Source organism: Enhygromyxa salina, assembly GCF_002994635.1.
Taxonomy (GTDB): domain Bacteria; phylum Myxococcota_A; class Polyangia; order Nannocystales; family Nannocystaceae; genus Plesiocystis; species Plesiocystis salina_B.
The window spans coordinates 74,794-98,535 of sequence record NZ_PVNL01000069.1 but is presented as its reverse complement, the minus strand read 5'-3'; the positions used below and the strand labels follow the sequence as shown (position 1 = coordinate 98,535).

Sequence of the window (23,742 nt, the reverse complement as noted above, 5' to 3'; positions counted from 1 at the left end):
CAGACGCACCACACGCTGCAGTCGCGAACTGCGAAAACCCTCTTCGACGATCATAACGAGCTATCCTGCCAACCTCATGGCTAGGCTCGCGTCCAAGCTCAGCGAACTTCAGTCGGAGTACACGGTCGTCGTGGTCGGCAGTGGCTACGGCGGCGGGATCGCGGCGTCTCGCCTCGCGCGCGCTGGCCAGCAGGTCTGCGTGCTCGAGCGCGGCCGCGAGTACTCGCCGGGCGAATTCCCCGACACCGAGCTCGAGGCCGCGCAGGCCTCCCAAGTAACCAACCATCAGCTCCCCAACGGCCACCTGGGCTCGAAGCTCGCGCTGTTCGACTGGCACGTCGAGCCAGAGTTCAACGTCCTGACCGGCTGCGGCCTCGGGGGCACCTCGCTGATCAACGCCAACGTCGCGCTCGAGGCCGACCCCAAGGTGTTCGAGCTGCCCGCGTGGCCCCCGGAGCTGCGCTCAGGCACAGGTCAGCACGATCGCCTGCGACGCGGCTACGCGCGCGCCCGCGAGATGCTGTCCCCCACCCCCTACCCCGACGACTGGCCCACGCTGCCCAAGCTCGAGGCCCACGCACACGCGGCCAAGCAGATGGGCGAGCGCCTGGTTCGCGTCCCAATCAGCGTCTCGTTCAAAGCCCACAAAAACCCGTTCGGCGTGGACCAGGCCAAGTGCACCCTGTGCGGCGACTGTGTGACCGGGTGTAACCACCGGGCCAAGAACACGGTCGCGACGACCTACCTGCCCGACGCGTGGAACCATGGCGCGCAGATCTTCTGCGAAGTCGAGGTCTCGCGCGTGGCGGCTCGCGCCGACGGGCGTTGGGCTGTCCACTACACCCCGGTCGGTCGCGGGGCCGAGCGGTTCGAGCAGGACGGTGAGCAGGTCGTGCTCGCGCAGATCGTGGTGCTCGCCGCCGGAACCCTGGGCTCGACGCGGATCCTGCTGCGCTCGCGCGCCGCGGGGCTCCGTACATCGACGCGACTGGGTCACGGGTTCAGCGGCAACGCCGACGTGATCGGGTTTGGCTACAACAATGACCGACGGATCAACGCCGTCGGCGCGGGCCGCCACCCGGTCGACCCCAAGCACCCGGTCGGCCCCACAATCACCGCGGCGATCGACGGCCGCACGCCCGCGCGGTCGCTCGACCAGCAGTTCGTGCTCGAGGAGGCCGCGCTGCCCGGCGCGATCGATGCGATCTACCCGTGGGCGTTCGAGGCGGCCGCCGCCGCGTACGGGCAAGACACGGACCCTGGCCTGCTCGACAGCATCTCCGAGCGTCAGCGGGCGCTGCTCAGTCGGCTGCTCGGGGGCGCGCGCCACGGGGCGGTCGCCAACACCCAGACCTATCTGGGCATGGCGATCGACAGCAACAACGGCAGCCTGCGCCTCGACGAGCGCGAGCAGCTGCGGATCGACTGGCCGCAGGCCGAGCGCGAGCCGATCATCGCCGCGCTCAACCAGCACATGCTCGCCGCGACCGCGACGCTCGGCGGCACCTACGTGCCCAACCCGCTGTGGAGCAACCACCTGCAGTCGTCGCTGATCACCGTGCATCCGCTGGGTGGGTGCTCGATGGGGGTCGACGCCAGCGTCGGCGTGACCAACCACAAAGGCCAGGTGTTCCGCGGGCGAACGGGCACCGACACACACCCGGGTCTGTACGTGGCCGATGGCGCGGTGATCCCCACGGCCCTCGGCGTCAACCCGCTGCTGACGATCTCGGCCGTGGCCGAGCGCAGCGTGGCGCTGCTCGCCGAAGATCACGGATGGACGATCAACTACGATCTCCACCACCGCCCCGTGCCGCCGCGCAACCCATCGCCGCCAGCGGGGATCGGGATCTCGTTCACCGAGCGCATGGCCGGCTTCCTGGCCCCGGCCGGCCCCGACACGACCCACGCGTCCGCCCATGATCAGGGCAAGCAGGCCGGCAACAGGTTCGCGTTCGTGCTCACGCTGGTGACCGAAGACCTCGACGCGACCCTGCGCGATCCTGGCAAGCGCATGCACCTCGACGGCGTGATCGAGGCCCCGTGGCTGTCACCCACCCCGCTGCAGGTCTCGAATGGCCGATTCGCGCTGCTATCCAGCGATCCCGATCATCTCGACACCACCAACATGATCTACGAGATGCAGCTGACCGCCGACGACGGCCGCAGCTGGGCGTTTCGCGGGGTCAAGTACGTGCACGACGATCCCGGCCCGGATCTGTGGCGCGACACGACCACGCTGCGGGTGGTTCTGACCGAGATACCCCATCCGGGTGGCGCTGCACCGCAGGTGTTTCGCGGGCTGTTGCGCATCGCCGTGTCGGACTTCGCCAAGCAGCTGACGACCATGGCGGTCACCGGTACCGAAGATCCCGTCGAGCGGCTCCACGCCAAGACCCGGTTCGGTCGATTCTTCGCGGGCGAGCTGTTCGACACCTACGCCGATGTGTTCGCCCGACCCTCGGCGTTTGATCCAACCGCCCCGCTGCGCCAGCGTCGGCCGCTGCGGGCCAGCGCCCCCGAGATCCGCTACTTCTTCACCAGCGACAACGTCCAGCTGTGCCTGACCCGATATCGCGGCGGCGACAAGGGCCCGGTGATCTTGGCCCACGGGCTCGGGGTCTCGAGCCGGATCTTCACGGTCGACACGATCGACACCAACCTCGTCGAGTACCTGTTCGCCTACGGCTACGACGTATGGCTGCTCGACTACCGGGCGAGCATCGAGCTGGCCGCGTCGGCCCAGCAAGCCAGCGCCGACGTCATGGGGCAGATCGACTTTCCGCAGGCGGTGGCCGAGGTCCGGCGCGTGACCGGGGCCCCGAGCGTGCAGATGGTCGTCCACTGCTTCGGCTCCACGGTGTTCTTCATGTCCATGCTCAGCGGCGCGCTGGAGGGCGTGCGCGCGGCCGTGGCCTCGCAGACGGCGGCCCACGTCGACGCCGCCGGCCTGGTCCGCCTGAAGTCGGGCTTGCACCTGCCCAGTGCCCTGAACGCGCTCGGCGTCGAGTCGCTGACCGCCTACACCGACACCGACGCGCGCTGGTACGAGAAGCTGTACGACAAAGCGCTCGAGCTGTACCCCGTGCAGGCCGAGGAGCGCTGCGCGAGCGCCAGCTGCCGCCGGATCACCTTCATGTACTCGCTGCTCTACGAGCACGATCAGCTCAACGTCGCCACCCACGACACCCTGCACGAGCTGTTCGGCGTGGCCAGCGTGACGGCCTTCGATCAGCTCGCCCGCATGGTTCGGGCCCAGCGCATCGTCGACGCCGAGGGCCGCGATGTCTACTTTGACCACCCCGAGCGGCTGGCGATCCCGCTTCGCATCATTCACGGGGCCGAGAACGCGTGCTTCTTGCCGGCCGGCACCCAAAAGACAATTGGCTGGCTGCGCGAACACAATGACCCAGACCTCTACTCACACATCGTGATCCCCGACTTCGGCCACATTGACTGCATCTTTGGCGAGCGGGCCGCGATCGAGGTCTACCCGCACATCCTCGCCCACCTCGAGGCCAACCTCTAATGTCGGCCCGATATGACGCCGTGATCATTGGCTCGGGCTTTGGCGGCTCGATCAACGCGCTGCGCCTGGCCCAGGCTGGCCGCTCGGTGCTGGTGCTCGAGCGTGGCCGTCGCTACCAGCCCAGCGACTTTCCGCGCGACGTCCAGGACACCGACAAGCTGCTGTGGCGCTACCCGGACAAGCGTGGGTCGCAGGGTCTGTACGATCTGCGCTTTCTGTCGGGGGTGGCCTCGGTCACCGCCGCAGGCGTGGGCGGTGGCTCGCTGATCTACGCCAGCATTCACTACCGACCGCAGGCGCGGATCTTCACGGATCCTCGCTGGCCCGAGTCGTTCAACCTCGACACGCTGGGCAGCTACTACGACAAGGTCGGCCAGGAGCTGGGCGTCGAGCCGGTGCCCACGCAGCTGCGCTTGCCCAAGCGCGACGCGTTCGCCAGCGCCGCGGCGGCGATGGGCCGCGAGCAATTCGACACGCCGCAAGCGGTGAGCTGGAATCAGGTGTTTGGCGCCGGCGAGGGCCGCCGGACCTGTCAGCTGTGTGCCGAGTGCGAGTTTGGCTGCCCCCACGGGGCCAAGAACACCCTCGACTTCACCTACCTGGCCAAGGCCCAGCGCCTGGGCGCCGAGCTCGCGACCGGGCGCAACGTCAGCCACATCGCGCCCAACGCCGCGAACGGCTGGGATGTCCACTACGAAGACACCCGCACGGGCCGACAAGGCGTGGTCACGGGCGCGCGGGTGATCGTCGCGGCCGGGACCCTGGGCAGCAACGAGATCCTGCTGCGCAGCCGCGACGTCGCCAAGACGCTGCCCAAGCTGTCGCCGCGGCTTGGGGTCGGCTACTCGGGCAACGGCGACTTCCTGGGCAACATCCAGAACGCCGCCAGCGAGCTCGAGCCGTGGGTCGGGCCCGACGTGACCTCGGTCATGTGGTGCTTCGATCGAGACCCCGGCTTCGCCATGGCCACGCCCACCTTCAACGAGCCAGTCATGCGGGTGCTCGCGTCGCTCGGACAGCCGCCGCCCAGCTCGTTGATGCGGCTGGTCTCGGAGCCGCTGTATCGCAGGCTCCCGCAGCTGCTGCCGTGGGCCCTGAAGAAGGGACTGCTCAACAAGCCGCTGGCGTGGGCCGGCAAGGGCGCGGGGCCGGCCTCGCGGTTTACGACGGTGTTCGCGATCGGCCAGGACAACGCAGGCGGTCGCGTGATCCTTCGCCGCGGCAAGCTCGACGTGGTGTGGGCGTACGAGCAAGAGAACCGCGCGCTGGTGGCTGCACAGCAGCGCGAGATGAAGCGGCTGGCCACGCAGTACGGGGGGACCTACGGAAATTTGGCGACCTGGGATCTGTTCGGGCGGATCTTGACGGTCCACAACCTCGGCGGGTGTGCGCTGTCCAGGTCGGCGGATGACGGCGTGGTGGGAGTCGACGGCCAGGTGCACGGCCACGCCGGGCTGTACGTCGCGGATGGGTCGGTGATCCCAACCGCGATCGGCAGCCATCCGGTCATGACAATCTGCGCGGTGGCAGAGTGGATCGCGGAGCGAGTCGTGGGTAGCTTCAGCTAATCATGCCACCCACAGAGGCGCTCGAAGATCAGCGCGCGGCGATCACCGGCCACTGCTACCGCATGCTCGGTTCGGCGATCGACGCCGAGGACGCCGTGCAAGAGACCATGCTCCGGGCCTGGCGCAGCCTCGACCGGTTCGAGGCCCGCGCCTCGGTCCGCACGTGGCTGCACCGGATCGCCACCAACGTCTGCCTGGACATGCTCGCGCGCCAGCAACGACGGACGCGGCCGATCATCGATGGCCCGGTCGGCACCGTCGACGACCCCCTCGAGGCGCGCGACCGGAGCCACTGGATTGAGCCGATCCCCGACGCCTGGGTGCTCGGGGGCGCGCCCGACCCCGCCGAGCGCATGAGCTCGCGCGAGAGCATCCGGCTCGCGTTCGTGACGACCCTGCAGCAGCTGCCGCCCAAGCAGCGCGCCGCCCTGCTGCTCACCGAGGTGGTCGGGCTGTCTGCGGCAGAGGCCGCCGACACGCTCGAGACCTCGCTCGCCTCGATCAACAGCGCCGTCCAGCGGGCCCGAGCCAAGCTCAGCCAAGCTGCGCCGGAACAGTCGCAAACGGCGAACGACTCGCTGTCTGCGACGCAGGCCCAGCTCGTGGACCGGTTCGTGCTGGCGTTCGAGAGCTACGACGTCGACGCCTTGACCGCCCTCATGCATGAAGATGCCACGCTCTGCATGCCGCCCTACACGCTGTGGCTGCGCGGTCGGGACAGCATCGGCAGCTGGCTTCGCGGACACGGGATCGGCTGCCGCGGCTCGCGCTTGATCGCAACGGCAGCCTGCGGCGCGCCTGCCTTTGGACAGTACCGGCCCGATCCAGCTGGCGGTCACCGGCCCTGGGCGCTCGTCGTGCTCGAGCTCCGCGGCGGCGCGATCGACGAGATGATCTCGTTCCTCGACACCGAGGCGCTGTTCCCGAAGTTCGGCCTCCCGGACGCGCTCCCGCCCACCGATTGAGCTGCGAGTTTTTTTGGGGGGGACCGATGAATTCCCCGAGCCCGTCGAGTCCAAGCAGTAAACGCGCGGCCGAAGACCGGCCGCACGCAACCAAAGGACCTCCCATGGCTCGCAAGCTCTTCGTCAACCTCGCCGTCTCGGACCTCAGCCGGTCCATGTCCTTCTTCCGCAAGCTCGGCTTCGAGTTCGAGCCTCGCTTCACCGACGAGAACGCCGCGTGCATGATCGTCAGCGAGGAGGCGTTCGTGATGCTCCTCGTGCGCAAGTTCTTCCAGACCTTCACCAAGAAGGAGCTCTGCGACACCAGCCGGTCGACCGAGTCGCTCTTGGCGCTCTCGTGTGAGAGCCGCGAGGAGGTCGATGCGCTGGTCGCAACCGCCATCGCGGCTGGTGGTGCCCACGCCATGGACCCGCAGGACCTCGGATTCATGTATGGCTGGAGCTTCTACGACCCCGACGGCCACCACTGGGAGGTGATGTGGATGGATCCGGCGGCCCTGCAGACGCATTGAATTCGGGCGATCCTACGATCGCCAAAGTCATGTTGCAGGACCTGTCTTCAAGGCGCCGGACACTGCAATTACCCTCAGGCGCGCCGTTCAACAACCTCAGCTAACAAGTCAGCTAAACAAAGGACACACCAATGAGCTACGTCGACGGATTACTCGCAGCGGTACCAACCGCCAACAAAGCCCAATACATCGAACACGCCGCCCAGGCTGCGCCCCTGTTTCGCAAGCATGGGGCCACCCGCATCGTCGAGTGCTGGGGCAGCGACGTGCCCAAGGGCAAGGTCACGGACTTCTATCGCGCGGTCAAGGCCACGGATGACGAAGTGGTCGTCTGGTCATGGATCGAGTGGCCTGACAAGGCAACTCGGGACGCGGGAATGGCGAAGGTCATGGCAGAGATGGAGCAGGTGATGGGCGACAGCCCCATGCCCTTCGACGGCATGCGGATGATGTTCGGCGGCTTTGACGTGATCATGGACACCAACGAGTCCTGACAAAACACCCGTCCGCGAGGCGGGCCTCCACGGTCACCGCGCGTTCGGACGGCGGCGGTCGTGCTGGTGGGAGGCGTCGCTTGCCGGTTATCATGCCGGCATGCGACGCCTCAGTTTGCCTATGTTCGGAGTGGTCGGAGTGGTCTGTGTGCTCAGCGCGTGCCCGTCCGGGGACGGCGATGACGGACGCTTCACCACCTTCACCACCAACGCGACGACGATGGACAACGGTGACGGTGACAGCGAGACCGGAGCCGAAGGTGTTGGCGACGGCGACGGCGACGGCGACACGGGCGGAGAGAGCTGCGGAGACGGGGTCGTCGATCCAGGCGAGGAGTGCGATCTGGGCATGGCCAACGGCGCCGACGCGGCGTGCACCCCCGCGTGCACAATCGCCGAGTGCGGCGACGGCTACCACTATTCGCAGGTCGAGGACTGCGACGACGGCAACGCCGACAACACCGACGCGTGCGTGACCGGCTGCAAGCTCGCCAGCTGCGGCGACGGGTTCGTGCAGACCGACGTCGAGGTGTGCGACGACGGCAACGACGACGAGACCGACGGCTGCAATTCCATGTGCATGCTCGGCAGCTGCGGCGACGGCGTGGTCCAGGCCGGCGAGCAGTGCGACGACGGCAACATGGACGACAGCGACAACTGCCCGGGGACCTGTCAGCTGGCGTTCTGCGGTGATGGGTTCCTGCAAGCCGGGTTCGAGATCTGCGACGACGGCAACATGGTCAACACCGACGCGTGCCTCAACACCTGCACCCCCGCGGTCTGCGGCGACGGGGTGATCCAAGACGGCGTCGAGGACTGCGACGACAACAACATGGTCGACACCGACGCATGCACGGCCGCGTGCGGCGTCAATGTGTGTGGCGACGGCGTGGTCTACGAGGGCGTCGAAGACTGCGACGACGGCAACATGATCGACAATGACGGCTGCGCGCCGGATTGCACCTCACTGTGCGCCAACCCGAACGGCGGAGGGCTGACGGCCGAGAACGGCACCAACATGAACGTCACCTACTGCTACAACCAAAACGACTCCACCCAGGTCCGGGCCCAGAAAGCCTGCGAGTCGCACTTTGGTGAGGGCCAGTGCTGTGTGATCATGGGCGGGTACAACAGTCAGCAGTACGGGCAGTGCAACGGCGGCGGCGGTGATGGGTCGATTCACTGGCACTGGGACTCGCACCCGGACGGGCATTGCGATCCGTTCTATGTGCCGGGCGACGTGGTCTCGCCTGGGTGGTGTGGGGTGATCCTCGGCAACTTCACCGACTGATCGACCGTTGAAACCGGGCGGCGCAGTCGCTCAGGTCAACGTGGCGATCACGGCGCGGACCGTGCTCACCATCAAGAACAGCGAGGCCAGGGCGAACAGCGCGAACCGGATCGGGATGAAGTTGACCAGCGCCTGCCACAGGCTGTGGACCACCCGCGCGCCCACGTACGCCCACGCCAAGACCACGGCGAGCGGGTCGACGAACCCAGCGAGGTGGGTGTAGACCATCAGCGCGTAGAACAGCACGGGCTGCTCGTGCAAGTGGTTGTAGTTGTCCGCGATCTGCCGGACCTCGAGCGGCAGCACGTCGAGGTCCTTCTTCTCCTTGAGCGCGCCCGGCTGCAGTCCCGCGGCCTTGATCGCGGGGATCCGGGTCGCGTACAGCCAGACCCACATGACCATGGTCCAGCAGATCAGCGCGAGCATCGGGGCGAGGATGTTGTGCATGCCCCAGCTTGCCACGTCTTGGTCAGAGGGTCTTGAGGTACTCGAGCACCGCGTCGCGCTCGGTGTCGGTCAGGTGATCCCCGAAGGTGTGCCCGCCGTTGCCGTAGCCGAACAGTGAGGTGTCGTAGATGTACTTGCGCTCGCTCTCGGCCGCGTCGGCCTGGGCCGGCGCGGGCTCCCACGGCCAGCCGAGCGCGTCCTCGTCGAAGTTCGTGCTGTCGTAGTCGACCCGCCGCCACGCGCTGGGCCGCGCGCCGCTCGACAGCACCAGCTCGATGCTGGGCACCGAGCCGTTGTGGAAGAACGGCGCGGTCGCCCAGATCCCGTCGAGCGGCGGCGCCGTGTAGCCGGGCACCGGACCCGCGGTCACGACCTCGCTGATCGTCCCGTAGAACGACTCGTTGAACCATTCCTCGAGGTAATTGTAGAAGCCGCCCTCGCTGGCGCTCTGCACGAAGGCCTGGTCGGTGCCGATCACGTCGGCGGGGATCAACAGATTGGGGAAGGTCTCCGCGCTTGGATCATCGGCGTAGGTGCCATGGCAGCCCGCGCAATTGCACTCGAACAGCTCGCGCCCCTGCTCGGCGAGGGCTTCATCGATCGCAAACGGGTACGCCGGCGGCTCGAGCGACGCGAGGTAGGCCTGAACGTCGGCAAAGTAGTCGACGACCGGCGCGGCCTCCTCGACGCTGTCGGTGCACAGCGACGAGGCCAGCACCATCGTCCCGCGATGGTCACCACGCGACATGCCATTGGCGAAGTTCGTGGCTTTCTTGCGGACCCGCCACCACGGCGGTGGATCGGCGGGAATGATCAGCTCTTCGGACAGCTCGTAGAGCGGCTCGTCGTTCCAGGCCAGCGTGAGCGGGTCGCGGTGAGACAACAGCACGATCGCGAACATCACCGCCGGGTTGGCGCCGATCGTCTTCATGACCGAGTAGGGCCCGAGCGCCGCGGCGCGGGCCTTGAACTTGTTGAAGGAGGCGTTGGCCTCGCTGGTCTCGGGCAGGTCTGGCAGCGGCTCGGCGAAGTCGCTCAGCGAGGTCGTGAAGTCGGCGGACGCCTTGCCGAGGCCGACGATCAGCTCGCCGTTGAAGTAACCGGCATGGCACTGCAAGCAATTCGAGACGACCAGCTCGCTGCCGTCGGACTTGGTGACCACGTTCCAGGCGTGGCCGACCTCCGCGTTCTTGCCCTCGCGGCCGGGGAGCGGCTCTTCGACACCGAGCACGCCCTCGGCGACGCCGAACAGGGCCCATGGGATCCCGCAGCTGACGTAGTCCCTGGTCAGCAGGGCCTGGTAGCCGGCCTCGGGGTCGCCCGACGCGAGGGGTGGGAGATCGATCGGGTGGCCGAGCTCCCAGGGGCCGGTGCAGGAGGCCGGGTCGCCGTCGCCGTCGCCGCTGGTCTCGGCTGCGTCGCCGGTCTCGGGTGCGTCGCTCGTGGTTTCCCCGTCGCCTTGCTCGGACGACGGCACATCGGAGCAGGCACAGGCCAGGATGGCGAGGGTGACGATGGAGAGTGAGCGTGCCATGTCGGCATCCTACCGCCGCGGCACGCTCGATCCAATGCGACCCTCCGCGTGTCAGCCTAGCCGCAGGTTTCGCCGCTCGCCGCCGAACGCTATCCTGTTGGAGCACCGCCCGGCGGGGAAACACGATGGCTCTCGCAGCTGCCCGCGGCACCGGGCGAGCGTTCGCTGCCGTCGCGTGACGCGATCAGAATCGCCCGGCGGGCGCTGGCCAGCCCGAGCACCGGTCCTACTCTGGCGCGCATCGTGGCTGGGCTGCTTGCGCCAGGGCGCCCGAGCACTCGAACCGAGCTACAGCGCGCGCTCGAGAATGCGATCTCACGTGGTCGCTTGGGCGTGGTCGTCCGGGCGCAGCCGCTCTCGCGCCTCAGCCACGAGCCTCTCGTGGACGGGCCGGTTCAAGTCCGGCGCCTACCCGCGCAACAAGCCGAACTCCCCGCTCGAGACGACCTTCGTCGAGACGGACTGGGACGGCGTTCACTGCTTCGACTTCATGAAAGACCGCGTCGACGACGAATTCGCCGGCAGGCGTTATCGACTATGGGACTTTCCGAGGTCGCTCCGGGTCTTTTATGATTTCAACATCTGCCAACATGGCGGGGTTCGCGATGATCGCGGCGGAGGGTGCATCGCTGATCCACCGATTAGCATTGGTGTCGACCATATGGCGCGCGCTGGACGGACACGAGGTTGACGGACTTTGCCAGCTACACGGAGACGGTGGTGACTACGTACGGTTCGATCGCGGCGCGGCGGAGGGTCTTCCTGGAGTACGCCGGACAGACGATGAAGCCGTTGCGGCGCGACCAACGGCACTGGGCCGCGAAGCCGACGTCCCTCGCCGAGGTCCTGAGCGAGGCGCGAAAACGACGAATTGAGCATCGGACTGGGCACGCTCTCCGGTGCTTTGCGGGGGCCCGCGCTCATGAGATACTGTAGCTGAGGAACGATGATCACCGAACTCACCGTCTCCAACTACCGAAGCCTCGGCCCTGAGGTTCGGCTGAGCCTGGGCCAACTCTCATTCTTGGTCGGGCCGAATGGATCTGGGAAATCCAACATTCTCGATGTCCTGACGTTTGTTCGTGACGCGGTCTCCCAGGGTCTCCCGGCGGCGATTACCCACCGCGGAGGCGTCGACAGTGTGCGCCGTCGGAGTCATGGCCACCCTTACAACGTCAAGATCGCGCTGGAGTTCAAGTCCGAAGAATTCGTCGCCGGATACTCTTTCGAGATGACAGGCGACAAGGTCGAGGAATATCGCGTCAAATCGGAGCTAGCTCATATTACACGCGACGGTCACCACGACAAATTCGAGCGGACTGCAGACAACTGGAACGGCCCAGCAGGGCTTGCACCTCGAATCAACGAGCAAGCCCTGGCGCTCACTTCACTGGGAGGAGACGAGCGATTTCGCCCCATTTTCGACTACCTTCGTGATCTGATCGTCTATTCGATCTTCCCCGACACGCTTCGCGCACCGCAGAAGTTTGATTCTACGCGTCCAATGACGCGACACGGCGAGAATTGGGTGTCGGTGCTCAGGGAGATGATCAAGGAAGACGCTGAGGCCAAGTCGGACCTCGTGGCCGGACTTCAGAAGCTCACTGGTGACATCGAGGACGTGAAAGTCAGCAGCGCGGCTGGATACTTGATCGCGGAGTTCAAGCAGCAGCAGATCGGCCAAGGGCGCAAACGGTGGTTCGATGCCGGGCAGCAGTCGGACGGCACGCTCCGTGTCGCGGGCTTGTTGACGGCGCTGCTTCAGTCTCCAACCCTGCCCGTCATCGGCGTGGAAGAGCCCGAGTTGACGGTTCATCCCGGCGCGCTCCCGATGCTGTACCACTACCTTCGCCAGGCAAGTGATCTCTCTCAAATTCTGGTGACGACCCACAGTCCGATCATACTCGATGTCGTCGACTTAGGGCATGACTCTCTCATTGTCGTTAATCGGTCCAATGGAATGACAGGGGCCCAAAGGGTGACACATGACCAGCTAGAGCCCGTCCGCATGCAACTGCTCTCCCTGGGTGATCTCTACCTTTCTGGTGACCTAGAGACGTCGTTCATCTTCCCGAAGGGAGATGAGGCCAAATGACCAACAACAAAGGCTACCTATTGGTCGAGGGTCAGGGAGAGGTCGCTGCCGCGCAGAATCTAATAGCGCGGCTAAGCAAGAATGTAGGTCTCTTTCAACCATGGGCAGCCCCTCGTCGCTGGATAAACCTTCAGCACTGGAACCCCAAACGTCAGGGTGTCATGCGAGCCGCCGAGTTCATTCGCACCAAGCCTGATGCAGGAGCTTTGCTCATCCTTCGTGACGAGGATGACGCGTGTCCTGCCACCATCGCTCCGACCATGGCGAGCAACCTACGGGGCCTCAATCTACCCTTTCCCACAGCCTTTGTTCTGCTGCGGCCCGAGTACGAAGTGCTGTTTCTGCCTTGCATGGCGAAGATGGGGCCGGCCGGGGTTCCAGATGGCGTGAAGTGGCCAGAGAGTTCGTGGGAGGCCAAGCGCGACGTAAAGGGGTGGATATCGGCACAGCTCCCACCGGGTCGCAGGTACAAGCCTACTGTCAGCCAGCTCCAGATGACGCGGTGTATTGACTTCGACCTTCTGCGAGAGGCGGATGTCCCGAGTTTTGGAAGCCTCGAACGAGCGTTGCGATTCTTGGCCGCGCACAGCGGGATGCGGGGCGCCGTATATCCACCTGCCGCGTAATCCGCGGAGGAGACAAAAAGGCGCGCAGCCGCGGGATCATCGTGTCGCTACGATCCCACTTGGGACACGGTAGGCTCACCGGTTTGCGGCCTCGTACGCGTCGAAGACGTCGACGTGACCCACGGTTGCGTGGTTGGCCCAGCCACGTCGACGTCTTCGACGCGTACGAGGCCAGGCAAACCACGAACAGCCTACCTTGTGGAGAGTGTCGGAAGAGTGTGCCCGAGCGGCGCAACGCCGCTCTGTGCTGAGCACGGCTAACGATCCCGGCAACCCCACGGCTGCGCTGAAGCGAGAGACTAAAAAAAGGTGAAGTCCAAAGATCCGTGGACAGCGCTCGGAGGAGCAGGGGTCGCCACGATCCCACCTGGGACACGGTAGGCTCACCGGTTTGCGGCCCTAAGGGGTGCCCGGCGGGCATCTTGAACCGCGGTTGCGTGGTAGGCCCAGCCAAGATGCCCGCCGGGCACCCCTTAGGGCCAGGCAAACCACGAACAGCCTACCTTGTGGAGAATGTCGGAAGAATGTGCCCGGACGGCGCAACGCCGCCCTGTGCTGAGCACGGCTAACGATCCCTCTTTCGCTTGGCCAGAGCCAAGTTTTCTCTCCACGGATCTTTTGGACTTCGAAGCTTGGTGGACCTCCTGGGGTCAGGTCACGGGGTCAGCATACACGCCGCGGGCGTGAAAGTGACCAAAAAAGTTCAGCCTGGCAGTGAGTTAATCTGCTGCATGAACGCGGCCCCCTTGGCGGGGTCGCACATGTGCACGTAGGCGGCCATGCCCCGCAGCTGCTCGAGGGTCTCGCCCTTGCCGGGCTTGCCCTGCGCGCGGTTGTGGATCGCGGCGCGCAGCTCTCGGACGACCTTGCGAGGCACGCGGGCCACGGGCTCGCCCTCGGGCGCCGTGTTGACGACCAGACCGGTGACCTTCTGGCGGCCGCCGCTGCGCATGACCCGGGTCTTGTGCGGGTGCACGATGAAGCCCTCGTCCGCGACGATGTCGACGACGGCCTTTTGCAGCCGGCCCACCGCGATCTTGTGACCCGCCGGTCCGTGGAAGCTGAAGGTCAGATCGTCGGCGTAGCGGGTGTAGCGGAACCCGAGCTTGGCCGCGAGCCCGGTCAGGCGGGCGTCGAGGTTGAGGCACAGGGTATTGGTGATCGACGGGCTGGTCGGCGCGCCCTGGGGCAGCGAGCGTGGACCGGTGGCGACGTAGTGGGGCCGCCCGCCGAGCTCGATCTCCTCGCGCGGGCACTCCGTACACAGCAGCGCGAGCACGGTCGCGACCTGCTCGCCGTAGCCGGCCTTGCGAAACAGGCCCTTGACCCGACGCAGCACGACCGTGGGGTAGAAGTCGCGGACGTCGAACTTGACGATCACGCGCGCGCCCGCGTGGACCCGCGCGTTGCTGAGCGTGCTTCGCCCGGCCAAGAACCCATGCGCGGCGCCGTGGACCGGCAGGTGCTCGGTGATGTTGCGGGCGATCCAGCTCTGGACTCGCTTGAGGTCGGGCTTGGGCGCGCTGATCAGGCGCACGCCCTTGCCGCTGCGCTTGGGCACGGTCCAGCGGTGGTAGTGCGTGCCCGTGTCGACCTCGCGGTGGTAGACGAGCCAGCGCAGCCGCGGGATCGCTAGCCCGAGCGACTTGGCGAGCGCGTGGACATTCTCGAGCTCGGGCAGCTCGTTGAGCTGGCGGCGGCCCTCGAGATCCGGGATGTCCCAGCGATCGATGTCGGCGGTGTCGTGGTACCAGACCCCAACCCCGACATGGACGAGGTGGTGTTGCCGGTAGACGAACCAGGCCTTGGCCATGAGCTCGCGCCGAACCTTGCGCTCTTGCTCGCGCTTGGCCTTGTAGGCCTTGCGCTGCTTGTCAGACAGCGTGGAGGTGTCGACGCCTGGCTCGAACAGGCCGAGCCGGGTGAGCTCGGCGTCGACCCAGCTGCGAATGTTGCCAGCGGCCTCGATGTCCGCCCACTTGGGGAGGTCCGCAGGGACCGCAGAGACGGGGGGAGTTTGCGTGTCGTTGGCCATGGTCAGACCATTTCGGCCGCGGAGGCGTCGATGAAGCCCTTGTCGCCGAGCGACGCGAGCCGCCCGAAGTACTCGTTGCGAGCGTCGTCGGAGCTAGAGAAGCGGAGCCTGTGCATGCGCATGCGTTCCGGGTGTGTGCCCCAGCGGACCACGACCTCGCGGTCGTCGAGCGAGAGGCGGTAGGTGACCGAGCCGGTGTTGGCGGCCGCGAGCCCAGAGCTTGGTGCCTCCGAGGTGACGCGGCGGGGACCTTGGCGACGCACGAGCACGCGAGTCTCGGCGCGGATCAATTTGCGGCCTGCCTCGGTCCCGCGCGCGCGCTCGAGCTCGGCCTGGCGGCGGGCAAACAACAGGCGCAGCGCGATCATGGGGACCGTGGGCCCCTCGCGCAGGCCGCTGCGGCGGTACTGCGGGCTGGTGCAGCTGGCGTCGACCGTCCGGCCCTCGCGGTCGATCGTGAACGAGGTCCGGTAGGTCCGGTGAGCCTGGGGATCCTCGACCTCGCCCTCGATCCGCGTGCCCTCGCCCGCGAGCTCGTGGACCTTGGTCAAGCGGACGGCGTCGTCGATCGCCAGCAAGCGGTGGGCTTGCTGCTCACGCTCGTCGCGGTAGCGCAGCAGCTCGGCGTCGGGCGGGTTCGCCAGCAGCGAGCGCGCGAGGTAGCGATCGCTGGCGATGTCATGGACGACGACGCCGCGCTGCATGTGATGCAGGATCGTCTGGCGGACCTCGTTGACGCTGCGCTCGGTCGCGGTCGCCAGCTCGGCGAGGGTGCTGCCGCTCGCGCTGGCAACCAGCGCGTCGTGGACCTTCTTGGCCAGCAGCTCGTCGACCTCGCCCGCGACCAGCAGATCAAAGGTAGCGATGCCGGCCCAGCCGCTGTCGGTCCAGCCGGACAGCGCGAGGGTCAGCTCGGCGTCGCCGAGATCCAGGATGTAGTAGGCCGGCAACCCAGCGCCGACCAGGCGCACGCGAACCCGCTTGGCGTGGGGCAGCAAGCGGGCGAGCACGCTCAGCCGCTGGCGACCCCAGGTTCGCACGACGATCGGCGCGGCCCCGGTGTAGGCCGGCCCGGTGCCCTCGATGACCTGATCCCAGGGCTCGAGCACCAGGCGCGGGACCTCGCCCGGGACCAGCTCGTAGCGCAGCGCCCGAGGTGAGGTCTTGGCCCGACGCATGCGCAGGGTCAGGAGCACGTTGTAAAGATCGATCGGTGCGATCTCGAATTCCCGAGCCGGGAGCGTGGACGCGGCCTGAACTTGACCGAACGCTCGCAGCCAGCGCAGCGGCACCTGGATGTCGCGCTCGCTGACAGCTGCGCCCTCGGAGCCGCCAGCCTGGCCGGGGCCAAACTCGAGGGTCGAGGCCCGGTAGGATCGCATCCGGCCGATCCCCCGCTGCAGTGCGTCGTCGAGCGAGAGGTGGGTGGTGCCGTCGGTCCGGCTGCCCTCGACCGCCTCGTAGGCCGCGCCCGCGCGCAGGAACAAGCGCGCGTAGGCAGACTCGTCGGCGGAGAACACCTCGAGGCTGACGCCGTGCTCGCTGACGCTGACGATCGGATCCAGCGGGCTCTGCTCGCTGGCCTCGGCGCCGCCAAATTTTTCCTCGAGGTAGGCCTTTTGGGCCTCCCACACCTCGTTGCTCACCCGCTTGCCCTGCGCGATCAGGTACGCCAGGTAGTCGGCGCGGTCGCGGGCCTTGAAGCGCAGATCCGAGGCCAGCACGTCGGCCACGGTCATCAGCGCGTCACGGGTCACGCCCGGGCGAGTTAGCTTGGCGACGAGCGCTGCGTCGCGGACCGCGTCGGTCGGCAGATGCAGGCGGAAGGTCTCGTCGTCAGTGATCGGTTCCGAGGCGGCGACGTAGCGCAGCTTGACCTCGGCGACGTCCGTAGGGCTCATTGGTGTGCAGCTCCCCGAGTGGCGGTGGTGGTCTTGCCGCGCTGGGCCCGGCGCAGGGCCTTGAACGCGACCTTGCGGACGTCCTCGGGCTCGCCTTCGCGATCGAGCAGGCCCTGCAAGACAGAGGTGGCTTGCGCGGTGCCCAGGCGACCGAGCGACGCGATCGCCGTGAGGCGGGCGGGCTCTTTGCCGGTGGCTTGCGCGGCTTCGCTGAGGATCATGAACCGGGCGTCGCCGAGCATGAGCGGCAGGCTCAGGCGGCGGCGGGCCGGTGACTCGAACATGGCCTGGCCGTGGCCAGCGTCGAGCGCCGACGCGACCAGCGGGGCGACGGCGACCTGATCGGCGACGGCGAGCCGGTCAATGACCTGGGTGGCCGCGTCGCTGGCGAGCTTGGCGACCGCGGCTCCGGCAGCGGCGCGGACCGAGGCGTCGCGGTGACTGAGCGCGGGCTCGAGCTTGCCGAGCTGAGCGGCGTCGCCGTGCTCGGCCAGGTAGCGCAGGGCCTCGCCGAGCACCGCGATCGGTGCCTCGGCCTGACCTGCGGCGGTGCCATCGACGACGGCCACGGCCGCAGCCTCCACGTCGACGCCGACCCGTCGCGCGGCCCACAGGCTCGCGCGCCAGGCCCGAGCGGCGTCGGCTTGCGACGCTTGACCGGCGAGCGCGACCCACTGCTTGGCGGAGCTCGTGACAGCTTCACCCAGCGCGGCGCCGAGCTTGGCCTTGGCGTCGGCCCCCGCCGCGCCTGCGATCCAGGCGGCGTCCGCCCGCTGTGGCGCGGCGTCCCCCTTCAGCAGCTCGGCCAGCGACGACGGGCACTCCCCGCGACGGATCAGGCCCCGGCGCAGCCGCTGACGGACCGAGTCGTCGGCGATCTCGGTCATCCGGGCGACGAGCACCTCGGAGTCGCCGTGCTTGGCCAGGAAGCTGGCGGCGGGGCTGCTCAGCTCGGTGTGGACCGAGCGCAGCGCGAGCAGGGCCGTGCGGGTCCGCTCGGTCGGGAACACCCGCTCGAGCGCCTTGTAGGCGGCGTTGCGCACGTTGGCGCTGGCGTCCGAGAGCAGCCCCGCGAGCACCTCTTCGGCGCCTGCGTTGCCGAGCGCGCCGAGCTGCTGGGCGGCGCGCACCCGGATCGGCTCGGGCTCGAGCCGCTCGCGGGCGAGCTTCTCGATCAGCGCGCGGCTGCGGTCGTCGGCGGCGTGGCTGAGCCCCGAGATCGCGCCGAGCCGAAGGTCTTGCGGACCCTGCTGGGCGGAGCGCTCGACGGTCGCGCGCACGCGGTCGCGCTCGTCGGGATCCTCGAGCTTGGCGAGCATGGCCCCGAGCGCCTCGACGGCCGCGGGCGCGAGCGCACGATCCTCGGGGGTGATCTCGGCGTCGGGATCGAGCAGCGGCTCGAGGTCTTCGAGCGCCCGACGATCTCCCAGGGTCCCGAGCGCGACGATCGCCCGACGGCGCTCATCGTCGGCGCCGGCCTTGAGCACCAACAGCAACGACTTGAACGCGGCGCTGCTGCCCCGCGCGGCCAGGCCCTCGGCAGCCGGCAACACCAGCTCGCGCCGACCGGCGGCCAGCGTGGCCGCGAGCGCGTCCAGGGTCGCGCCCGGGATCCACTCGGCCCGGAACGCCAGCACCTCGCACGCGGCGACCCGCACGGCGGGCTCACGATCCTCGAGCAGGCGGGCGAGCAGCGGCTCGGCGCCCGTGTCGTCGACGTCGCGCAGCAGCCGGGCGATCTTCTCGCGCAGCGCCGCGTCGTTGGTCGCGATGATCGTGCCCAGCCAGTCGAGCAACATCGACTCGTGATAGCGGGCCCGGGCGACGCCCCCACCCACGTGGGCGTTGACGCGCTGAGCCGGCCGCGATGGATCGCGGGCGATCGCCACCAGGGCGTCGAAGCAGCGCGAGCGCAGGCCCGCGTCGTCGCCCTCGAGCAGCCCGAGCAGCACGGGCGCCCCCTTGGCGTCGGCGATCCGCATCAGGGCGCTGATCAGCGCGTTGCGGTCGGCGGTCCGATCGGGGTCGTCCTCGATCCGCGCGGCGATGCACTCGGCCGCGGCGGCGCTGGCCTCGGGCACGGCCTCGGTCTCGCCGGGCTCGCCCCCCTCGACCGGTCGGCGGACCTTGGCCAGCGAGACCAGGGCCTCGACGGCCCGCGACGCCACCCGGGCGTCCTCGGCCCGCAAGAACGCGGACAGCACGTCGATCGTCCGCAGATCCCCGCGCCGCGCCAGCGCGCTGGCGGCCTTGAGGCGCAGGTCCTCGTGGTCGCTCTCCATCGCCCGCATCAGCGCCTCGCCGACCCGATCATCGCGGGCGTCGACCAGGCGATCGACGACCGACAGGCGCAGATCCGCGTGGGTGCTGCCGAGCGCGACGAACCATGGCTCGAGGCTCTCGGCGTCGAACAGCTTTTGGATCTGCAAGAGCGCGTGGGCCCGGACTTCGGCGTTGGGCGCGTCGACGCCCTCGAGCGCCATCGCCCGGGCGGCCTGGGCCTGATCACCGCCGCCCGACAGCGCCTGCTGCACGAGCTCGTCGACGGCGGCCCGACCCACGTCGGACGCCGACGACTGCAGGGCCAGGCCGAGCGGTTCGACGGCGCCAGGCTGATACAGCCCGCGCAATGCAGTGACGGCCGCGCGGCGGACGAGGTGGTTGGGATCACTCAGGGCCCGGCGCAGGACCGGCAGCACCGAGTCGCGGCCGACCTCGGCCGACTCGCCCAGCTTGCCGAGCCGATCGATGCTGTCGCGGCGGACCCGATGGGTCTCGTCGGCGGCCCCGGGCGCGGGCGCCTGCCGGACCAAGCCAGCGTAGGTGCCAAACACCAGGCGACGGATCTCGCCCAGCTCGGGGGCCGGCGCCTCGCCACCGGGGGTTGGATGCAGCCGCGTGACGTTGCTGTCGCCGGTCGCCGCACCCGTGGCGGTCTTGGCCAGCTCGACCGCGTTGCCGATCAGCCGGCGGATCCAGCCGCTGCGGCGTGGCTGCGACGCCTCGCCGTCTTCCCAGTTGGTCTGCGGCGTGGGCGGGGCGTCCGAAGCTTGCGGGCCCTTGAGCCGGCCGGACTCGCGCCAGAACGCCAGCGCCTGGCTGCGCAGCGACAGCACCCGGGCGGCCGCGTAGCGCAGCGAGGGATCGTCGCTGGCCAGTGAGTCCACGATCACCCGCAAGCGAGCGCTGCGTTGGTCCTCGTCGGGCCACTTCTTGAGGTCGGCAGCCTTGTCGGGCTTGGGCGGGCCGACCAGCTCGGTCGCGAACGCCATCAGCTGCTCGCCGTCCTGCCGCTCCTCGAGCGCGCGGGCGGCCACGTAGCGGATCTCGGGCTGCGAGGACGCGAGCGCGGCGAGCATCAGATCCGGCGCTTGCTTGGCGCGCACGCGAGCGACGTCGCGGGCGACGATGATCGCAAACACGAGATCCTGGACCTCGCGGTCGGTGTCTTCGAGCCCACGCAGGAGCCCGCGCGAGCCGTCGGGGCCGAGCGCGGCCAGGCTCAGGATCGCACCGAGCCGGATCGGCCGGTGGGTGTTGGCCAGGGTTCCGACCAGGACCGGGACCGCGCGCACGTCACCGAGCCGCGCGAGGCCCTCGGCGATCCAGCTGCGGACCGGGAGATCATTGTGGGACAGCGCGGCGAGCAGGATCTGGGTGTCGCGCTTCTCGCACGCGGTGGCGAGCCCGCGGCTGGCCATCTCGCGGACGATCGGATCGGGATCCTCGAGCAGCTCGACGAAGAACGAGATGCTGCCGCGGTCGCCGACGTCGGCCATGGCCCGCGCGCCCCGCTGGCGCAGCTCGGCGCTGGGCCGGTTGGGATCCGTCTGCGGAATGGTCAGCAGCGCCCGCATCGGGCTGATCGCCCGATCGTCACGCCGCTTGCCGCACAGCTCGGCCGCCCGGACCCGCAGCGCCCAGAACTTGCTGGCGAACGCCTGGCTCCACGCGTGCTGATCTTTGGGGAGCAGCCGATCGATGCTCTCGATCGCCTTGGTGTGGACCTCGAGGTGCTCGTCGTCGAGCAGCTCGATCAGGCGCTTGCGGACCAGGTCGCGGTCGGCCCGGCGCGCGCCGTGAGCCCCGATCGCCCGCACCTGCGGCCGCGGCGAGTCCATCGCCGCGAGGTAGACCTCGGCCCGATCCTTGTAGCGCGCGACCCGATCTTTGCTGGACTTCGAGTTGGTCAGGGCCTCGAACGCCGCCTTGCCGACCGCCACGTGTTGATCGGTGATCAGGCCGAGCAGGAGCTCGTCGGCCCAGCTGTGTTGCTGGCGATCGAGCTCCTTGACCACGTCCTCGCGGATGTCCGCGTGGCGCGAGTGAGCGCCGCGGGTCAGCGGGGTCTGGGGGTTCTTGCTGTGCCACGCCCACAGGGTGCGGAACGCCTCTTTGCGGACCTTCTGGGCCTCGTCGTCGAGCGCGTCACCCAGCAGCTGATCGGCCCGGCGGGCCAGGGTCTCGTCGCTGGCCCGCTTGCCCTTGCCGCCAAACTCGACCAACACCTGCAGCGCGCGCACGCGCATGTCCTCGCTCGCGGCACCGAGCGCGAGCTCGGCCAGGTCGAGGGCGCCGGCGTCCTGGCGGTCGGACGACAGCAGCTGAAGGTTCTCGAACACCGCGTTGCGCACGGTGCTGTCGGCGTCGTCGAGCAGCCACTGCAAGCGCGCGGCCAGGCGATCGTCGCTGGGCATCGCGAGGATCCCGACGAACAGCGCGTCGGCGACCAGGCGCCGAACCCCAGCGTCACTCTCGCGCGAGAGCTGCAGCAGCGCCCCGGTCGAGCGCCCGTCACCGAGCACCGCCAGGCTCTTGGCCCCGCGCAGCGCGGTGTCGGCCTCGCGGCAGGCCATGGCGGCGAACAGCGGCTCGAGGTCGGCCTCGCTCGGCTCGCCGTCGGCGGCCGTCAGCGTGGTCCCGAGCTTGGCGAGCTTGCCGATCTCGGCCTTGAAGGTCTCGCCGAGCTTGGCCAGCAGCTTGGGCCGGGTCCCGACCGACAGCAAGAACGCGGTCTCGCGCACGTCGCCGTGCTTGTCGTCGAGCGCGTCCTCGAACAGATCGCGGCCGGTTGGATCCTCGGCGCCCTCGATCTTGTCGCGCCGCAGGGTGTAGAGCTTGCGCAGCGCGGCCACGCGAATGTCAGGCGGGCCTTGCTCGAACGCCGTGCGCAGCGGGACCCGCGAGCCCGGGGGCTCGAGCGCGCACAGGGCCTCGAGCGCCGCGGCGCGGACCGTGGTGTCCTTGTCGTTGAGCCGCTCGGCGACGAGCCCGGGGACCAGCGGCGAGACGGCGCGCAGGGCCGGCAGCTGCTCGACCGCGAACTTGCGCAGATCCGCGTGCTTGGACCCGAGCGCGGCCCGGACAGGCGTCAGCGCGCGGGCGCCCTCGATCACGCGCAGGGCCTCGAACGCGGCGAAGCGCACGGTCGCGTCGCCGTCGTCCAACGCAGATCGCAGCGCGGGCCGACTGCGCCGACGCTGGCCCTTGGCCACCGCTTCACACGCGAGCTTGCGGACATCGGGCTTGCGATCGCGGGCGATCACGCGGTCGAGCAGGACCCGCGCCGAGTCCTCGGGCAGCGCCGCGAGCTCGCTGACGGCCTGCTCGCGCAGCTCGTCCTTGCGGGCGTCGAGGTTGGACCGCAGGGTCGCAAAGTGCGACGACACCCGATCGATGTCGTCACTCGGAGACGACTCGGCGTCGAGCTTGACCAGGTGCAGGCGCCGCTTGGCGTCGACGATCAGCAAGGTCCCGCCCTTGTTGTCGTCCTTGGCCCGATACGGGCGCAGCCAGGCCATCGCCCGGAGCTCGAGGTTGGCCCCGATCTCGACGGTCTTGGGCTGGCGGCGGGTGTCGTGGATCCACGCCTTGAGCTTGCCGTCGTGTCCGATCGACAGCAGCCGCCGGGTCAGATCACGACCGGCCTCGTCCGCGAGCTGCAGGCCCAAGACCAAGCCGCGGACCGGACCCACGTGGGCCTGATCGCCCGAGCGGTCTTCTTCGTCGGCGGCGCCCTCGAGGTAGCTGACGCGGATCGAGCCGTCGCCGCAGCCTGCGATCACGCGCCCGTCGCCCGTGAAGGTCAGCGCGGTGATGCCCTTGTCGCCGGTCGGGAGCTCGTGGACCTCGCCCGCGACCGACCCGCTGGGATCGAGCGCGAGCACCCGGACGATGCCGTCGTCGCCACCGACCGCGAGCTTGCCGGAGCTGGCGTCGAACGCCGCGGTCCGCAGCGGTCGCGCGCTCAGTCGGGCCCGGTAGGTCTCACGCAGCTTGGGCCCAGCCTGCGGCCCGGTTCCCTCGGGCCGCTCGAGCGCGTAGATCGCAAGCTGCCCGCCGTCGTCGACGACCGCGATCGTCGTGCCCTTCTCGTCGCTGGCGATCGCCCGAATGTGGAGCTTGATCCCGTGAGTGTGCGTGAGCACCTCGCTCGCGGTCTCGCCGCTGACATCGAAGCCATGCAGCTCACCGCGCTCGCCACCCGCGAGCAGCAGATCGTCGTCGGCGAAGTCCAGCGCACAGATCGAGCCAGCGACCTCGAGCGCAGCGAGCGAGTCGAGCTTGCTCTTGCTGTAGACATGCACCGAAGAGCTGTCGACCGTGTCGGCGTCGCGCTCACCCGCGACGGCGATCACTCGTCCGGAGCGCGAGCCAGCCACGGCCCACAGGTGCTCGAGGTGCGTCCCGTTTTTTTGCGTACCCATCGTCGATCTCGTGCCTCGTAGGTCCCGAATACCCAGTC

At 68.6% G+C, this 23,742-nt stretch carries 12 protein-coding genes; 7 read left to right on the top strand and 5 right to left on the bottom strand.

Annotated features, from left to right (window positions below):
* The first annotated feature begins 76 nt into the window (after positions 1 to 76).
* The 6 genes from ENSA7_RS18195 to ENSA7_RS18170 all read left to right on the top strand — a co-directional run bounded on the left by ENSA7_RS18195 (position 77) and on the right by ENSA7_RS18170 (position 8,359).
* Positions 77 to 3,529 carry a GMC family oxidoreductase N-terminal domain-containing protein gene (locus ENSA7_RS18195; protein ID WP_106090568.1) on the top strand — a complete coding sequence of 1,151 codons (3,453 nt, stop codon included), beginning with the start codon at positions 77 to 79 and terminating at the stop codon, positions 3,527 to 3,529.
* Positions 3,529 to 5,097 carry a GMC oxidoreductase gene (locus tag ENSA7_RS18190; protein ID WP_106090567.1) on the top strand — a complete coding sequence of 523 codons (1,569 nt, stop codon included), beginning with the start codon at positions 3,529 to 3,531 and terminating at the stop codon, positions 5,095 to 5,097. Before ENSA7_RS18195 ends, ENSA7_RS18190 begins: the two co-directional genes overlap by 1 nt.
* A gap of 2 nt (positions 5,098 to 5,099) precedes the next feature.
* Positions 5,100 to 6,062, top strand: coding sequence for a sigma-70 family RNA polymerase sigma factor (locus tag ENSA7_RS18185; protein WP_106090566.1), 963 nt, complete (start codon positions 5,100 to 5,102; stop codon positions 6,060 to 6,062).
* A gap of 104 nt (positions 6,063 to 6,166) precedes the next feature.
* A complete protein-coding gene (locus ENSA7_RS18180) occupies positions 6,167 to 6,574 on the top strand; it encodes a VOC family protein (protein ID WP_106090565.1) in 408 nt (135 codons plus the stop codon).
* A 131-nt stretch (positions 6,575 to 6,705) separates the two neighbouring features.
* Positions 6,706 to 7,068 carry a DUF1428 domain-containing protein gene (locus ENSA7_RS18175; RefSeq protein WP_106090564.1) on the top strand — a complete coding sequence of 121 codons (363 nt, stop codon included), beginning with the start codon at positions 6,706 to 6,708 and terminating at the stop codon, positions 7,066 to 7,068.
* Positions 7,069 to 7,168: 100 nt separating this feature from the next.
* Positions 7,169 to 8,359 (top strand): DUF4215 domain-containing protein, encoded by a 1,191-nt coding sequence (locus ENSA7_RS18170; RefSeq protein WP_244923839.1) that lies wholly within the window; start codon positions 7,169 to 7,171, stop codon positions 8,357 to 8,359.
* A 30-nt stretch (positions 8,360 to 8,389) separates the two neighbouring features.
* On the opposite strand, the gene ENSA7_RS18165 is transcribed toward ENSA7_RS18170, so the two are convergent.
* Positions 8,390 to 8,806 carry an MAPEG family protein gene (locus ENSA7_RS18165; RefSeq protein WP_106090563.1) on the bottom strand — a complete coding sequence of 139 codons (417 nt, stop codon included), beginning with the start codon at positions 8,804 to 8,806 and terminating at the stop codon, positions 8,390 to 8,392.
* 22 nt (positions 8,807 to 8,828) lie between these two features.
* Positions 8,829 to 10,340 (bottom strand): c-type cytochrome, encoded by a 1,512-nt coding sequence (locus tag ENSA7_RS18160; RefSeq protein WP_106090562.1) that lies wholly within the window; start codon positions 10,338 to 10,340, stop codon positions 8,829 to 8,831.
* A gap of 946 nt (positions 10,341 to 11,286) precedes the next feature.
* Between ENSA7_RS18160 and ENSA7_RS18150 the strand changes: the two genes are divergently transcribed.
* A complete protein-coding gene (locus ENSA7_RS18150; RefSeq protein WP_106090560.1) occupies positions 11,287 to 12,435 on the top strand; it encodes an AAA family ATPase in 1,149 nt (382 codons plus the stop codon).
* A gap of 1,329 nt (positions 12,436 to 13,764) precedes the next feature.
* Here the strand turns inward: ENSA7_RS18150 and ENSA7_RS18140 are convergent.
* Genes ENSA7_RS18140 through ENSA7_RS18130 form a run of 3 tightly spaced genes read right to left on the bottom strand, consistent with a single transcriptional unit; the run spans position 13,765 to position 23,704 of the window.
* On the bottom strand, positions 13,765 to 15,096 hold the full coding sequence (locus tag ENSA7_RS18140) for a reverse transcriptase family protein (RefSeq protein WP_106090558.1): 1,332 nt from the start codon (positions 15,094 to 15,096) through the stop codon (positions 13,765 to 13,767).
* Positions 15,097 to 15,098: 2 nt separating this feature from the next.
* A complete protein-coding gene (locus tag ENSA7_RS18135) occupies positions 15,099 to 16,997 on the bottom strand; it encodes a hypothetical protein (protein ID WP_106090557.1) in 1,899 nt (632 codons plus the stop codon).
* Complete coding sequence (locus tag ENSA7_RS18130; RefSeq protein WP_106090556.1) at positions 16,994 to 23,704, bottom strand: HEAT repeat domain-containing protein; 6,711 nt, start codon at positions 23,702 to 23,704, stop codon at positions 16,994 to 16,996. Before ENSA7_RS18130 ends, ENSA7_RS18135 begins: the two co-directional genes overlap by 4 nt.
* Positions 23,705 to 23,742: the final 38 nt, after the last annotated feature.